Origin of the sequence: Pseudomonas sp. ef1 (genome assembly GCF_007293365.2) — a bacterium.
GTDB lineage: Bacteria > Pseudomonadota > Gammaproteobacteria > Pseudomonadales > Pseudomonadaceae > Aquipseudomonas > Aquipseudomonas siliginis.
In genome coordinates, this window is record NZ_CM129815.1 from 1370744 (window position 1) to 1385913 (window position 15170).

Sequence of the window (15170 nt, forward strand, 5' to 3'; positions counted from 1 at the left end):
ACCCGCTCAGCTTGTCGCTCGCAGCTTGAAGCTTGCCGCTATCTTTCATGTACATAAGTGCCCGGCGAAGCCTCGCCTGCCGGGTACGCTTTGTTGCCCAGTTTCGTCGGGGCCTTTTTCAGGTTGCCCGAGCGCTCGGCCAGCCATGCCTGCCAGTACAGCCACCAGGAATCGGTGTGCTTGGTCGAATTTTCCTGCCAGTCATCGGCGGTTGCCGCCATCTCTTCGCTGGTCATGTAGCGCGACTTCGGATTGCCCGGCGGGTTGAGGATGCTTTGGATATGGCCGCTGCTCGACAGCACGAATTCAACTTTGCCGCCGAACAGCTGCGCCGACTTGTAGCAGGACTTCCACGGCGTGATGTGATCGTTGGTGCCGGCCAGCGAGAAGATGTCGGCGGTGACCTGCTTGAGGTCGATCGGCGTGCCGCACACTTCCAGTGCATTGGGACGGATCAGTGGATTGTTTTTGAACATCTCGATCAGGTCGCCGTGGAACGCAGCGGGCAGGCGGGTGGTGTCGTTGTTCCAGAACAGAATGTCGAACACCGGCGGCTCGTTGCCGAGCAGGTAGTTGTTGACCCAGTAGTTCCAGATCAGATCGTTGGGGCGCATCCAGGCGAAGACCTTGGCCATGTCTTTGCCTTCGAGCACGCCGGCCTGGTAGGAGTGGCGCTTGGCGGTCTCCAGGGTCTGCTCATCGACGAACAGGGCGACGTCGCTGTCCAGGGTGGTGTCGAGCACGCTGACCAGCAAGGTGAGGGCGTTGACCTTGTTCTCGCCGAGCGCGGCGTAGTGGCCAAGCAGGGCGGTGCAGGTGATGCCGCCGGAGCAGGCGCCGAGCATGTTGACGTCTTTGCTGCCGGTGATCGCGGTGACTACGTCGACCGCCTCCTTCAGCGCTTCGATATACGTCGACAGACCCCACTCGCGCTGGGCCTTGGTCGGGTTGCGCCAGCTGATGATGAAAGTCGGCACATTGTTGCGCAGGCAGAAGCGCGCCAGACTCTTGTCCGGGCTCAAGTCGAAGACGTAGAACTTGTTGATCTGCGGCGGCACTACCAGCAGCGGGCGTTCGTGGACCTGCTCGGTGATCGGCCGGTACTGGATCAGCTCCAGCACATCATTGCGGAACACCACCGCGCCTTCGGTGACGCCGAGGCTCTTGCCGACTTCGAACGCGCCCATGTTGACCTGGCTCGGCATGCCGCCGTTGTGCACCAGATCCTTGGCCAGATGCGAGAGGCCATCGAGCAGGCTTTTGCCGCCGGTTTCGAAGAAGCGTTTGACCGCCGCCGGGTTGGCCGCCGTGTTGGTCGGCGCCATGGCTTCGGTCATCAGGTTGATGACGAAATGCCCGCGAGCGATGTCCTTGGGGGACAGGCTGCTGTCATCGATCCAGGCATGCAGTTCCTTGCGCCAGGCCAGGTAGGTTTGCAGATAACGTTTGTACAGCGGGTTCTGGCTCCACGCCGGGTCGGCGAAACGGCGGTCGTCACCGGCCGGTTGCAGCGCGGACTTACCCAGCAGCACGTTCTTCAGCTCGAGGCCGAAATGGGTCACGTGCCTGACGCTGTGAATCGGTTGTCTGATGGCCTGTTTCAGCACCATTCGAGCAGAGGCCAGCAGATCCTTTCCGCGCAGCCCGACGACGGGGTTAAGCCCCAGAGTGTTTTCCGAGGCTTGGTACTTCAGGTCATCGTTATTCTTGTCACTCATCTACGACGCTCCATTGTCCTGAGACGAGTACCCGGTTTCACGCTGTCGCTTCCACAGCCAATGCCGGGTACTACTGCTCGGGTGACCGTTGATTCTGCATAGCTGCTTTACAGTCGTAGAGCACTGCAGGGAACTTGCCAGCTCCATTGGTTACCCGAGTTTAATTTTTTTCGCAAGCGGCCGATCCGGGGCCATATGCGCGGAGCATTCAAACAGATGAAGTTAGAAAATGCCCTCTAAAGAGCGAGAGCCACGGCCTAGAGCATCAGCTTGACGAACGACTCGTTCGGATCGCGGGATTTTCCGGCCGCGCGCAGCTCGGCAAGATAATCGTCCCAGAGTTCGTTCTGGCGCTTGCCGAGTTCATAGAGGTATTCCCAGGTGAACAGGCCGCTGTCATGACCGTCGTCGAAGGTCAGTTTCAGTGCGTAGTTGCCAGCCGGTTCCAGCTTGCTCAGACCCACGTTGAGCTTGCCGAATTGCAGGATCGGTTTGCCGTGGCCCTGGACCTCGGCGGAGGGAGAGTGCACGCGCAGAAACTCCGCGGGCAGGGTGAATTCCTCGCCGGACGCGTAAGTGAGCGTCAGGGTTTTCGAGGCTTTGTGCAGTTTGATGTCGGTGGGAATCATGAAAAACAGCCTTTAGCTGCAAGCTACAAGTTGCAAGCTTAACTCAGCTTGCCGCTTGTAGCTTGTAGCTTGCCGCTCTACAGAATGTAGCGGGACAGATCTTCGTTCTGCGCCAATTCGCCGAGGTGGCTGTTGACGTAGTCGGCGTCGATCAGAATCGCCTTGTCATCGTGGGCGCTGGCCAGGTCGCCGGCGCTGAACGACACCTCTTCGAGCAGACGCTCAAGCAGGGTGTGCAGGCGACGGGCACCGATGTTCTCGGTTTTCTCGTTGACCTGCCAGGCGATCTCCGCCAGACGCTTGATGCCCTCGGGCTGGAACTGGATGTTCAGGCCTTCGGTCTTCAGCAGCGCGCAGTATTGCTCGGTGAGCGAGGCGTGCGGTTCGCTGAGGATGCGTTCGAAGTCTTCCGGGCTCAGGGCCTTGAGCTCGACGCGGATCGGCAGACGACCTTGCAGCTCCGGCACCAGATCGCTTGGCTTGCTCAGGTGGAACGCACCGGAGGCGATGAACAGGATGTGGTCAGTCTTGACCATGCCCAGCTTGGTGTTGACGGTGCAGCCTTCGATCAGCGGCAGCAGGTCGCGCTGTACGCCTTCGCGGGAGACATCGGCGCCGCCGACATTGCCGCGCTTGGCGACCTTGTCGATCTCGTCGATGAAGACGATACCGTGCTGCTCGACCGCTTCCAGCGCCTTGGCCTTCAGTTCTTCTTCGTTGACCAGACGCCCGGCTTCTTCATCGCGCACCAGTTTCAGCGCTTCCTTGACCTTGAGCTTGCGCGACTTCTTCTTGCCCTTGCCCATGTTGGCAAACAGCGATTGCAGCTGGTTGGTCATCTCTTCCATGCCTGGCGGCGTGGCGATCTCGATGCCGGAGACTTCGGCGACTTCGATTTCGATTTCCTTGTCGTCCAGCTGGCCTTCGCGCAGACGCTTGCGGAACAGCTGACGCGTGTTGGAATCGGAACTCTGCGCCTCTTCATTGCTGAAGCCCATGCGTGCTGGCGGCAGCAACGCGTCGAGGATGCGATCCTCGGCGGCGTCTTCGGCGCGGTGGCGTACACGGGTCATTTCCTGTTCGCGGAGCATTTTGATCGCGGCATCGGCCAGATCACGAATGATCGACTCGACGTCACGGCCGACATAACCGACTTCGGTGAATTTGGTCGCTTCGACCTTGATGAACGGCGCATTGGCCAGTTTCGCCAGGCGACGGGCAATCTCGGTTTTACCGACACCGGTCGGGCCGATCATCAGGATGTTCTTCGGGGTCACCTCAACGCGCAGCTCTTCAGGCAGCTGCATGCGGCGCCAGCGGTTGCGCAGGGCAATCGCGACGGCGCGCTTGGCATCGTCCTGGCCGATGATATGGCGGTTGAGTTCGTGGACGATTTCGCGGGGAGTCATGGACATAATAATTGACGGTCCTCAAGCAGAAACAAGCCGTGGCACACGGGCCGCAACAGGCTTACTCAGCGAGATCCTGCTCCTCAATGGTCTGGGTGTGGTTGGTGAATACACAGATGTCGCCGGCGATGCCGAGAGCGGTTTCGACGATCTCGCGCGCCGACAGGTCGGTCTTTTTCAGCAGGGCGCTGGCGGCGGCTTGCGCGTAGGCGCCGCCGGAACCCATGGCGATCAGGCCATCTTCGGGTTCGACCACGTCACCGTTGCCGGTGATGATCAGCGAAGCATCCTTGTTGGCGACCGCGAGCATCGCTTCGAGCCGGCTCAGGGAGCGGTCGGTGCGCCATTCCTTGGCGAGTTCGACGGCGGCGCGGATCAGGTGACCCTGATGTTTTTCGAGCTGGCCTTCGAAACGTTCGAACAGGGTGAAGGCGTCGGCGGTGGCACCGGCGAAACCGGCGATGACCTGGCCGTGGTACAGGCGACGGACCTTTTTCGCGTTGCCTTTCATCACGGTGTTGCCGAGAGAAACCTGGCCGTCGCCGCCCATGACGACTTTGCCGTGGCGGCGGACTGAAACGATGGTGGTCAAGGGAAGAGTCTCCACGCAGCGGGGCGAAAATGCCTTATGCCCATTCATATGGGGGTGCTGGAGGGGATTTCAACCGGTTGGGGCGATGGGAGACGAATGGTGTGTGATGACTGTGGCGAGGGGATTTATCCCCGTTCGGCTGCGGAGCAGTCGCGAAACCATCATTTGCGGTATGCCTGCTGCACCGCAATGGCTGGTTTCAGGGCTGCTCCGCAGCCAAACGGGGATAAATCCCCTCACCACAAAGTTTGAAGGTCACCTGCAAGTTGCAGCTGACCTCTGAGAGCCTTAGCGGCTCTGGCGTTGTTGTAACAACAGGTTGCTGAAGCCGGCACCGGCCAGTTGTTTCTGCGCCGTGGTCAGTTGTTCACGGTTGCTGAACGGGCCGACCAGCACGCGATACCAGGTTTCATCCTTGACCGTGCCGGACTCCACCGCCACGGCCTGGCCGAGCAGAATGATCTGCGCGCGAACCTTGTCGGCATCGGTTTCCTTGCGGAACGAACCGGCCTGGAGGAAAAACTTGGTCACTGGCGCGGCCTTGCTCACCGGTGGCGCTGGCGGCGGCGTGATCCCGGCCAGAGCTGCCTGCGCCCGTGCAGTGTCGATCTTCGCCGCTTCGGCCGGGGTTACCGGCGTGGTCGGTACGGCCGGCACTTGCGGCGTCGGCAAAGTCTTTTCCGGCACCGCGTCCGGCGGCACGATCACTTCCGATTCCGGCAGCAGGGTGTAGAAGTCGTACTTCGGTTTCACAGGTTGCGTCGGGCTCGGCGGGGTCTTGTTGGCCTCGGCGATCTTTGACGCTTTCTGCTGCTGTTCGACTTTCTCGCGCTTGACCGTGTCGCTGCCCTTGCCCGGTTCCAGTTTCATCAGAAACACGATGAACGCGCCGACGGTCAAGCCTATGGCCATCCACAGCCAGCCCGGAATCGGTTGTTTCGCCGGGGCTTGATAGCGGCTGGCGCCGCGTTTGGGTGCAGGTTTTTTCTTGGCAGCCAACTTACATACGCTCCAGAGTTTCCAGACCCAACAGCTCCAGGCCTTGCTTGAGGGTGCGACCGGTCAGTGCGGCCAGACGCAGACGGCTCTGCATCTGCGCCGGGGTGTCGGCGGCGAGGATCGGGCAGTTCTCGTAGAAGCTGGAGAACAGGCCGGCGACGTCGTACAGGTAAGTGCAGAGAATGTGCGGGGTGCCTTTTTCAGCCACGTTGTTCAGCACTTCGCCGAACTGCGCCAGCTTCGCCGCCAGCTCCTGCTCGTGCGCCGCTTCGAGGACGATCTGGCCGTCGACTTCGCTGAAGTCCTTGCCCAGTTTGCGGAACACACCGGCCACGCGGGTGTAGGCGTACAGCAGGTATGGCGCGGTGTTGCCTTCGAAGTTGAGCATCAGGTCGAAGTTGAAGCTGTAGTCGCTGGTGCGATGCTTGGACAGGTCGGCGTATTTCACCGCGCCGATGCCGACGACCTTGGCGATGTTGCGCAACTCGTCTTCGGCCAGGGTCGGGTTCTTCTCTTTCACCAGGTTGTAGGCGCGTTCCTGGGCTTCGGTCAGCAGGTCGATCAGCTTCACGGTGCCGCCATCACGGGTCTTGAACGGACGCCCATCGGCGCCGTTCATGGTACCGAAACCCATGTGTTCCATTTCCATCGGATGGGTGACGAAACCGGCCTTGCGCGCCACCGCGAAGACCTGCTGAAAGTGCAGGGCCTGGCGCTGGTCGACGAAATACAACGCGCGATCAGCCTTGAGCTTGCCGCTACGGTAGCGCACGGCCGCCAGGTCAGTGGTGGCGTACAGGTAACCGCCATCGGCCTTGACGATGATCACCGGCAGCGGGTCGCCATCGGCGTTCTTGAACTCGTCGAGGAACACGCACTGGGCGCCGTTGCTCTCGACCAGCATGCCCGCTGCTTTCAGGTCGTTGACCACATTGATCAGGTCGTCGTTGTAGGCACTTTCGCCCATGACGTCGGCCATGGTCAGTTTGACGTTGAGCAGTTCGTAGATCTTCTGGCAGTGCGACAGCGAGATGTCCTTGAACTTGGTCCACAGTGCCAGGCATTCGGCATCGCCAGCCTGCAACTTGACCACCAGGCCACGGGCGCGATCGGCGAATTCTTCGGACTCGTCGAAACGCTGCTTGGCCGCACGGTAGAAGTTTTCCAGATCGGACAATTCGTCGCTGGTGATCGGGTTTTCCTGCAGGTACGCCATCAGCATGCCGAACTGAGTGCCCCAGTCGCCGACGTGATTCTGGCGGATCACTTCGTCGCCGAGGAACTCAAGCACGCGGGCCACGCCGTCGCCGATGATCGTCGAGCGCAAGTGGCCGACGTGCATCTCTTTGGCCAGGTTCGGCGCCGACAGATCGACCACGGTGCGCTGCGCCGGGCCGGCCTTGCGCACGCCGACATGGGCGTCGGCCAGTGCGGCGTCGAGGCGCGAGGCCAGTGCCTGGGTGTTCTGGAAGAAATTGATGAAGCCCGGGCCGGCGATTTCGGCCTTGGTGACGTTCTCGTCAGCGGGCAGGGCGGCGATGATTTTCTCCGCCAGATCCCGTGGCTTCATGCCGGCCGGCTTGGCCAGCATCATGGCGATGTTGCTGGCGAAGTCGCCGTGGGTCTTGTCGCGGGCGTTCTCCACCTGGATCGCCGGCGTCAGGCCTTCAGGCAACACACCTTCGTTGACGAGTTGGGTGAGGGCTTGCTGGATCAGCTGGCGAATGGTGTCTTTCATGGTCTTCTCTTTCGACCGCAAGCGCGGCGGGCGCATCGATGCGCGGGTGGAAAAACTGGGCATTATCCGTTGCGAAGACGGGCTTGCCAACCTTAGCAGGCAGCTTATGGATTTGTGGTGACAATTCGACCGTTATCGCTGGCAAGCCAGCTCCCACAAGAGCGGCGCAGTCCCTGTGGGAGCTGGCTTGCCAGCGATAGCAATCGATCAATCAGTACAAATCGACGGGATCAACATCCAGCGACCAGCGCACCGCCCGCCCACTCGGCATCTGCTCCAGCACCAGCATCCAGCTCGCCAGCAAGCGGTGCAGCGGTGCCCGCGCGGTCGCCTGTAACAACAGCTGGGCGCGATAACGCCCGGCACGGCGCTCCATCGGCGCCGGCACCGGCCCGAGCAACTCGATGCCGCTCAGATTCAATTCGGCCAGCAAGCGTTCGGCCGCGCTGCACGCTTCATCGAGAAAGCCTTCCGCCTGCCCCGGCTTGTGCGCCTCGGCACGCAACAGCGCCAGATGGGCAAACGGCGGCAACCCGGCCGCGCGGCGCTCGCTCAAGGCTTGTTCGGCAAAGGCGAAATAACCCTGCTCGGTCAGTTGCACCAATAAAGGGTGGTCGGCCAAATGCGTCTGGATGATCACCCTGCCCGGCTCCTCAGCCCGGCCGGCGCGCCCGGCGACCTGGACGATCAGTTGTGCCATGCGCTCGCTGGCGCGGAAGTCGCCGGAGAACAGGCCGCCGTCGGCATCCAGAATCGATACCAGCGTCACCCGGGGGAAATGGTGCCCTTTGGCCAACATCTGCGTGCCGACCAGAATGCACGGCTGACCCTTTTGAATCGTCGCAAACAGCTGATTCATCGCGTCCTTGCGCGATGTACTGTCGCGATCGACGCGCAGTACCGGGTAATCCGGGAACAGAATCGCCAGGCGTTCTTCGGCGCGTTCGGTGCCGGCGCCGACGGGGCGCAGATCGACCTTGCTGCACTTCGGGCACTGGCGCGGCGTGCGCTCGACGTTGCCGCAGTGGTGGCAGCGCAACTCGCCGTAACGTTGATGCACGGTCATGCGCGCATCGCAGCGCGAGCACTCGGACATCCAGCCGCAATCGTGGCAGAGCAGGGTCGGGGCAAAGCCGCGACGGTTGAGGAACACCAGCACCTGCTGGCCGTTGGCGAGGGTCTGGCCGATGGCTTGCTGCATCGGCCCGGAAATACCGCTGTCGAGCGGACGGCTTTTCACGTCCAGCCGCAGGAAGCGCGGTTGCTTGGCGCCGCCGGCGCGTTCGTTCAGGCGCAACAGGCCATAGCGACCGGTGTAAGCGTTATGCAGACTTTCCAGCGACGGCGTGGCGGAGCCGAGCACGATCGGGATGTTTTCCTGCCGCGCGCGTACCAGTGCCAGATCGCGAGCGTGGTAGCGCAGACCTTCCTGCTGTTTATAGGAGCCGTCGTGCTCTTCATCGATGATGATCAGCCCGGGATTTTTCATTGGCGTGAACAGCGCCGAGCGGGTGCCGATAATAATATCGGCCTCGCCATCACGGGCGGCGAGCCACGCGTCGAGGCGTTCGCGATCATTCACTGCCGAATGCAGCAGGGCGATGCGCGCATTGAAACGCTGTTCGAAACGCGCCAGGGTCTGCGGGCCGAGGTTGATTTCCGGGATCAGCACCAGTGCCTGTTTGCCGGCTTCGAGGGTTTCGCGGATCAGTTGCAGATAGACTTCGGTCTTGCCGCTGCCGGTGACGCCGGCCAGGAGAAACGCGTGATAACTGTCGAAACCGGCGCGAATCGCTTCATACGCCGCGCGTTGTTCGCTGTTGAGCGGCAGCTCCGGTTGTGCCAGCCAGTGTTCATGGCGGACGCCGGGGGCGTGGCGGCGGATTTCGACTTGCACCAGTCCCTTGGCCAGCAGCAGATCGAGGCTGTCCTTGCTCAGCATCAGTTTGCTCAACAACTGATGGGCGACGCCGTGGGGGTGCTGGGCCAGCGTGGTCAGCGCCTCGCGCTGGCGTGGCGCACGGGCCACTCGCGGGTCATCGACGCTGGCGCCGGGGGCCACCGACCAGAAGCGTTCCTGGCGGGCTTCGGCCAGCTCGCCCTGACGCAGCAGCACCGGCAAGGCCCAGTTCAAGGTGTCGCCGAGGCTGTGCTGGTAATACTGCGCGGTCCACAGGCACAGCTTGAACAGCGCTGGCGGCAGCGGTGAAGTCGAGTCGAGGAGGGCCAGTGCCGGTTTGAGTTTTTCTGCCGGCACCTCGCTGGTGTCGGTGACCTCGACCAGAATCCCGATCATCTCGCGCCGACCGAACGGCACCCGCAAGCGCATGCCCGGCTGCAATTGCTCGCGCCGCACCCCGGCCGGCGCCCGGTAATCGAACAGGCGGCGCAAAGGCGAAGGCAGGGCAAGGCGCAAAATGGCGTCGGGCACGCGGGGGGATCTCGATACGCAAAATGATCGGATATGCATGACCTGTGGGAGCGAGCCTGCTCGCGAAGGCGGTGGGTCAGGCAACACATGTGTCGACTGCCATGGCGCCTTCGCGAGCAGGCTCGCTCCCACAGGGAAGTGCGTTCAAGGCCGGGAGCCTAGCAGACGGTCGGTCTCGGTGACAGCTTGCGCGATTGAAAAGGTCTGGTAGAATCCGCGGCCTAATTACGTGCGGTATTCAACAATAGTGTTGGGTGGCGGCACGCTAGCCTGAGGAAGACACCATGAAAGCCGATATCCATCCGAACTACCCGGAAATTGCTGTTACCTGCAGCTGCGGTAACAAGTTCGAAACTCGTTCGACCTACGGCAAAGCCCTGGCGATCGACGTTTGCAACGAATGCCACCCGTTCTACACCGGTAAGCAGAAGACTCTGGACACCGGCGGCCGTGTGCAGAAGTTCGCAGACCGTTTCGCTACTTTCGGCGTCGGCAAAAAAGCCTGAGGCTGATCATTTTGGAAGGTCGCTTCGACTTCTCCAGACTGATGAAAAAGGCGTCCCTTGCGGGCGCCTTTTTTGTGTCTGCGATTTGGCTGTCCGCCGCCCAGGCGTTCTGCCCGACACCCGCAGGGCTGACCAGCGTCAGCGTGCAGCGGGTGGTCGATGGCGACACCCTGCGCCTGAGCGACGGGCGCAATGTGCGCATGATCGGCCTCAATACGCCGGAGCTGGGCAAGCAGGGCCGCAGCGACGAACCCTTCGCCGTGGCGGCGCGCAAACGCCTGCAAGCTCTGGTAGATGAGAGCGGCGGCCGGGTCGGCTTGCGGCCCGGCAAGCAGGCGAAAGACCATTACGGGCGTACGCTCGCGCATGTTTACAGCGTCAGCGGAGTGAATCTCGAAGCGCAAATGCTTGCCGATGGCCTGGGTTTTCACGTTGCGGTCGCGCCGAATGTCGACCTGGTCCCCTGCCAGCAGGCCGCCGAACGCAGCGCGCGACAGGCCGGGCTTGGTCTCTGGCGGCAATCGCCGGTGCAGAAAGCGCAGGAGATCCAGCGTTCAGGCTTTGCCGTAGTCAGCGGTCGGGTGAGCAAGGTGCAGCGCAATCGCGGCGGAATCTGGATCGAGTTGCAGGACAGGGTTGTATTGCGGGTTGCACCCAATCTGCTCGGACGATTTGACAGTGCTGATCTGGAAGCACTGAAAGGCAGGCAGATCGAGGCGCGTGGCTGGGTGGTTGACCAATCCCGGCGCGATGGATTGCAAAAAGGTCAGGCGCGCTGGTTGTTGCCGTTGACCGATCCTTCGATGCTGCACGTACCGCGTTGAAGAAAAATTGTAGACATTTTTACAGCTGATTGTGAACAGTCCAGCCCTTGTGCGCCGTGGCTCTTGGCCCAAAGTCGTAGGGCAGGGCGCTTGACAGCGGTGACTGCCCAGTCTTGTGGGGACTTTGCGAGGCGCGTATCCTCGCTGACCAGTCTGTCCAACAGTAAAAAAGCGGAATGCCAAAATGTCTGATCTGAAAACTGCCGCTCTCGAATACCACGCCAATCCTCGTCCGGGGAAGCTGAGTGTCGAGCTCACCAAGGCCACTGCTACCGCCCGCGACCTGTCGCTGGCCTACAGCCCCGGCGTAGCTGAACCAGTACGCGAGATCGCTCGCGATCCTGAACTGGCCTACAAATACACCGGCAAGGGCAACCTGGTGGCAGTCATTTCCGATGGCACCGCGATTCTCGGCCTGGGCAACCTCGGCCCGTTGGCGTCCAAGCCTGTAATGGAAGGCAAGGGCGTACTGTTCAAGCGTTTCGCCGGCATCGACGTATTCGACATCGAAGTCGACTCGGAAAGCCCGCAAGCCTTCATCGACACCGTCAAGCGCATCTCCATCACCTTCGGTGGCATCAACCTGGAAGACATCAAGGCGCCAGAGTGCTTTGAGATCGAACGCGCTCTGATCGAGCAGTGCGACATTCCGGTGTTCCACGATGACCAGCACGGCACCGCGATCGTGACCGCTGCCGGCATGATCAACGCCCTGGAAATCGCTGGCAAAACCCTGCCGGAAGCAAAAATCGTCTGCCTCGGCGCCGGCGCTGCCGCCATCTCCTGCATGAAACTGCTGGTGAGCATGGGCGCTCGCATCGAAAACATCTTCATGGTTGACCGTACCGGCGTGATCCACTCCGGCCGTGACGACCTGAACCAGTACAAAGCCGTTTTCGCCCACGCTACCGAGAAGCGCACCCTGGCAGACGCACTGGCAGGCGCTGACGTATTCGTCGGTCTGTCCGGTCCGAACCTGCTGAGCGCCGAAGGCCTGCTGTCGATGGCGGCCAACCCGATCGTCTTCGCCTGCTCCAACCCGGATCCGGAAATCTCCCCGGAACTGGCGCACGCCACCCGTAGCGACGTGATCATGGCTACCGGCCGTTCGGACTACCCGAACCAGGTCAACAACGTGCTGGGCTTCCCGTTCATCTTCCGTGGTGCCCTGGACGTTCGCGCCAAGCGCATCAACGAAGAAATGAAAGTCGCCGCCGCCAACGCCCTGCGCGAACTGGCCAAACTGCCTGTTCCACAGGACGTGTGCGATGCCTACGGCGGTGCTCCGCTGGAATTCGGTCGTGAGTACATCATTCCGAAGCCAATGGACAAGCGCCTGATCACCCTGATCTCCGACGCCGTGGCCAAGGCCGCGATCGAGACCGGCGTTGCTACTCTGCCGTATCCGAAGAACTACCCGCTGAAAAGCGTGGATGACGTGTTCAACGGTTAAAAGCAGCCGCCCATAAAAAACCCAGCCTGGTGCTGGGTTTTTTTATGGGCTGCAAGCTACAAGCTGCAAGCTACAAGCTGCAAGCTACAAGCTACAAGCTGCAAGCTGCAAGCTGCAAGCTGCAAGCTGCAAGCTGCAAGCTGCAAGCTGCAAGCTGCAAGCTGCAAGCTGCAAGCTGCAAGCTGCAAGCTACAAGCTACAAGCTACAAGCGTGCATCGTTCGCGCTTTTGCTTGCCGCTTGTAGCTTGGCGCTTGCAGCTGCTCCCCTAGAACAGATCGATCGGCGCCTGTTCATCCGCCGGCAGCGGGCTGCCTGGCACTGCCCCGTTGCCCAGCTCGTTCACCGATGGCGGCGTGTCTTCGGCCTTGAACAGTTCGAAGTATGCGCCCGGTGTGCTCGGTGTTGCTGCACGGCCGCTGACCGGGTCTACCCGCAGGCTGAGCAAGCCTTCTGGCTCAGGCTGCACATGCGGCGGCTTGTCTTTCAGCGCGGCCGACATGTAATTCATCCAGATCGGCAGCGCCACAGTACCGCCGAACTCACGGCGACCGAGGCTTTCCGGCTGGTCGAAACCGGTCCACACCGTGGTTACGTAATCAGCGTTGTAGCCAGAGAACCAGGCATCTTTCGATTCGTTGGTGGTGCCGGTCTTGCCGGCTATATCGCTGCGGCCCATGGCCAGCGCACGGCGGCCGGTGCCGAGTTTGATTACGTCCTGCAGCATGCTGTTGAGGATGTAGGTGGTACGTCCATCGACAATCCGCTCGGCCACGGCCGGCGCTTGCGGCACTGCCGGATTGGCCGACGCTTCACCGGCAACCGGGGCGGCATTGACCGTGAACGACTCGGTAGCCGGCGCAGCGATACCGTCGGTCGCCGCGCCACCCTGTGGCACGGTCGGCGGGTTGGCGACGAACAGCGTGTCGCCGTTACGGCTTTCGATCCTGTCGATGATGTACGGGGTGATCTTGTAGCCACCGTTGGCAAAGGTGCTCCAGCCAGTGGCGATTTCCATCGGCGTCAGCGTTGCGGTGCCGAGTGCCAGCGACAGGTTCGGCGGCAGGTCCTGCTTGTTGAAGCCGAAGCGAGTGATGTAGTCGATGGTCTTGCCCACGCCCATGGCCTGCAGCAGGCGGATCGACACCAGGTTGCGCGACTTGTACAGCGCTTCACGCAGGCGGATCGGGCCGAGGAAGGTGTTGGTGTCGTTCTTCGGTCGCCAGACCTTGTCCAGGTACTCGTCGACGAACACGATCGGCGCATCGTTGACCAGGCTGGCAGCGGTGTAGCCGTTATCCAGCGCGGCGCTGTAAACGAATGGCTTGAAGCTCGAACCAGGCTGACGCTTGGCCTGCATGGCACGGTTGTAGTTGCTCTGCTCGAAGGCGAAGCCACCTACCAGCGAACGGATCGCGCCGTTCTGCGGATCCAGCGACACCAGTGCGCCCTGAGCCTGTGGTATCTGGCTGAATTTCAACGAATTGTCTGTCTGGCGCTGCACGCGGATCAGATCACCGACCTGCGCCACATCCGACGGCTGGCGCGGATTGGCGCCCATGCTGTTGGTATTGAGGAACGGTCGTGCCCATTTCATCGTGTCCCAGGCAACGTGCTCTTCTCCGGTGCGGGTCAACACCTGCAGGCCGGTTTTATCGACCTGGGTGACGATCGCAGGTTCGAGGCTGCTGATGGTGCGCTGCTTGGTCAGCTCGCTGGCCCAGGCTTCGCGGGTCTTGCCCGGCAAGCGCGACTCGGGGCCACGGTAGCCGTGGCGCTGGTCGTAGGTCATCAAGCCTTCGTGCAGCGCGGTGTTGGCCATTTCCTGCAGATTGCTCGGCACTGTGGTGGTGACGCGGAAACCTTCGGTGTAGGCCTCGCTGCCATAACGACCGACCATTTCGGCACGGGCCATTTCGGCGATGTACGGTGCGTTCACTTCCGGGGTCGGTACGTGATAGCTGGCGTTCAGTGGCTCGTTGATCGCGGCGGTATAGTCGGCTTCGCTGATCTTGCCCAGCTTGTACATGCGCCCGAGGATCCAGTCGCGGCGTTCTTTACTGCGCGCCGGGTTGGCCAGCGGATTGAAACGCGACGGTGCTTTCGGCAGGCCGGCGATCATCGCCATCTGCGCCAGGCTGATGTCACGGATCGATTTGCCGTAATACACCTGCGCCGCCGCCTCGATGCCGTAGGCGCGGTTGCCCAGGTAGATCTTGTTGACGTACAGCTCAAGGATCTCGTCCTTGGTCAGTTGTCGTTCGATCTGCAGGGCCAGAAGAATTTCGGTGGTTTTGCGCGAGAAGCTGCGCTCGCTGGTGAGGAAGAAGTTCTTCGCCACCTGCATGGTGATGGTGCTGCCGCCGGACTGAATATGTCCGCTCTTGACCAGTTGCGTCGCCGCGCGCATCAGGCTGCTCGGGTCGACGCCATAGTGGTTGGCAAAATTGTCGTCTTCAGCACTTAGTAACGCATTGATGAAGTTGGGCGGAATGTCGGCGAAACGAATCGGTGTACGGCGCATTTCGCCAAATTCTGCGATCAACTTGTTGTCGCTGCTGTAGACGCGCAGAGGAATCTGCAACTGAATGCTTCTCAGCGCCTCCACAGACGGCAAACCCGGACTAAGGTAAAGAAAGGCGCCGCTGAGACCTAAGAGCAGTCCGCAGAAAACGGCGACGATGGACCAACCGAAAAATTTCAGCAGACGAATCAAGGCTTTTGGACATCCAGGGCAAAGAATGAATTTGGCACGGGGCTGCGGTTACACACAGAGCCATCCGCGCTGGCAGTAAAAAGCGGAAAAAATCGCTGGGCATTATAAGCACTTTTCCGTCGGGGGCGTCATTGGCGCTTCTGTCAAGACGGGGGT

At 61.3% G+C, this 15170-nt stretch carries 12 protein-coding genes; 4 read left to right on the forward strand and 8 right to left on the reverse strand.

The annotated features are described in order from the left end of the window. Positions 1 to 38 precede the first annotated feature (38 nt). The 6 genes from phaC to argS all read right to left on the reverse strand — a co-directional run bounded on the left by phaC (position 39) and on the right by argS (position 7085). Positions 39 to 1718 carry a class II poly(R)-hydroxyalkanoic acid synthase gene (gene phaC / locus FEE99_RS06385; protein WP_041477559.1) on the reverse strand — a complete coding sequence of 560 codons (1680 nt, stop codon included), beginning with the start codon at positions 1716 to 1718 and terminating at the stop codon, positions 39 to 41. Between the two features lie 257 nt (positions 1719 to 1975). After that, positions 1976 to 2347, reverse strand: coding sequence for a gamma-butyrobetaine hydroxylase-like domain-containing protein (locus FEE99_RS06390; protein ID WP_041477560.1), 372 nt, complete (start codon positions 2345 to 2347; stop codon positions 1976 to 1978). Positions 2348 to 2424: 77 nt separating this feature from the next. Next, the gene (gene hslU / locus FEE99_RS06395; RefSeq protein WP_041477561.1) at positions 2425 to 3762 is read right to left on the reverse strand and encodes an ATP-dependent protease ATPase subunit HslU; all 1338 of its coding nucleotides are present in this window, start codon (positions 3760 to 3762) and stop codon (positions 2425 to 2427) included. 55 nt (positions 3763 to 3817) lie between these two features. Beyond that, positions 3818 to 4348 carry an ATP-dependent protease subunit HslV gene (gene hslV / locus FEE99_RS06400; protein ID WP_007968352.1) on the reverse strand — a complete coding sequence of 177 codons (531 nt, stop codon included), beginning with the start codon at positions 4346 to 4348 and terminating at the stop codon, positions 3818 to 3820. A gap of 288 nt (positions 4349 to 4636) precedes the next feature. Then, on the reverse strand, positions 4637 to 5347 hold the full coding sequence (locus FEE99_RS06405) for an SPOR domain-containing protein (RefSeq protein ID WP_041477562.1): 711 nt from the start codon (positions 5345 to 5347) through the stop codon (positions 4637 to 4639). Position 5348: 1 nt separating this feature from the next. Next, positions 5349 to 7085 (reverse strand): arginine--tRNA ligase, encoded by a 1737-nt coding sequence (gene argS / locus FEE99_RS06410; protein ID WP_041477563.1) that lies wholly within the window; start codon positions 7083 to 7085, stop codon positions 5349 to 5351. On the opposite strand from argS, the gene FEE99_RS06415 reads away from it, so the two are divergent. Next, entirely contained in the window at positions 7084 to 7206 is a 123-nt protein-coding gene (locus tag FEE99_RS06415) for a hypothetical protein (RefSeq protein ID WP_256674698.1), read from the forward strand. The two genes, argS and FEE99_RS06415, sit on opposite strands and share 2 nt — an antisense overlap. 90 nt (positions 7207 to 7296) lie before the next feature. On the opposite strand, the gene FEE99_RS06420 is transcribed toward FEE99_RS06415, so the two are convergent. After that, entirely contained in the window at positions 7297 to 9516 is a 2220-nt protein-coding gene (locus tag FEE99_RS06420) for a primosomal protein N' (RefSeq protein ID WP_041477564.1), read from the reverse strand. Between the two features lie 284 nt (positions 9517 to 9800). Here FEE99_RS06420 and rpmE point away from each other — a divergent pair, with 284 nt between their 5' ends. The 3 genes from rpmE to FEE99_RS06435 all read left to right on the forward strand — a co-directional run bounded on the left by rpmE (position 9801) and on the right by FEE99_RS06435 (position 12299). Then, entirely contained in the window at positions 9801 to 10022 is a 222-nt protein-coding gene (gene rpmE, locus FEE99_RS06425) for a 50S ribosomal protein L31 (protein ID WP_041477565.1), read from the forward strand. Positions 10023 to 10063: 41 nt separating this feature from the next. After that, positions 10064 to 10846, forward strand: coding sequence for a thermonuclease family protein (locus FEE99_RS06430; protein ID WP_041477566.1), 783 nt, complete (start codon positions 10064 to 10066; stop codon positions 10844 to 10846). Positions 10847 to 11030: 184 nt separating this feature from the next. Further along, entirely contained in the window at positions 11031 to 12299 is a 1269-nt protein-coding gene (locus FEE99_RS06435) for a malic enzyme-like NAD(P)-binding protein (RefSeq protein WP_016772053.1), read from the forward strand. Positions 12300 to 12566: 267 nt separating this feature from the next. Here the strand turns inward: FEE99_RS06435 and FEE99_RS06440 are convergent, their stop codons facing one another. Then, positions 12567 to 15011: a penicillin-binding protein 1A gene (locus tag FEE99_RS06440; RefSeq protein ID WP_371924026.1), complete on the reverse strand. Its 2445-nt coding sequence runs from the start codon at positions 15009 to 15011 to the stop codon at positions 12567 to 12569. Between the last annotated feature and the right edge of the window lie 159 nt (positions 15012 to 15170).

Coding starts and splice junctions, on each gene's coding strand:
- phaC (WP_041477559.1), bottom strand. CDS start 1,718: ATGAGTGACAAGAATAACGATGACCTGAAGTACCAAGCCTCGGAAAAC.
- FEE99_RS06390 (WP_041477560.1), bottom strand. CDS start 2,347: ATGATTCCCACCGACATCAAACTGCACAAAGCCTCGAAAACCCTGACG.
- hslU (WP_041477561.1), bottom strand. CDS start 3,762: ATGTCCATGACTCCCCGCGAAATCGTCCACGAACTCAACCGCCATATC.
- FEE99_RS06415 (WP_256674698.1), top strand. CDS start 7,084: ATGGTCTTCTCTTTCGACCGCAAGCGCGGCGGGCGCATCGATGCGCGG.
- argS (WP_041477563.1), bottom strand. CDS start 7,085: ATGAAAGACACCATTCGCCAGCTGATCCAGCAAGCCCTCACCCAACTC.
- rpmE (WP_041477565.1), top strand. CDS start 9,801: ATGAAAGCCGATATCCATCCGAACTACCCGGAAATTGCTGTTACCTGC.
- FEE99_RS06430 (WP_041477566.1), top strand. CDS start 10,064: ATGAAAAAGGCGTCCCTTGCGGGCGCCTTTTTTGTGTCTGCGATTTGG.
- FEE99_RS06435 (WP_016772053.1), top strand. CDS start 11,031: ATGTCTGATCTGAAAACTGCCGCTCTCGAATACCACGCCAATCCTCGT.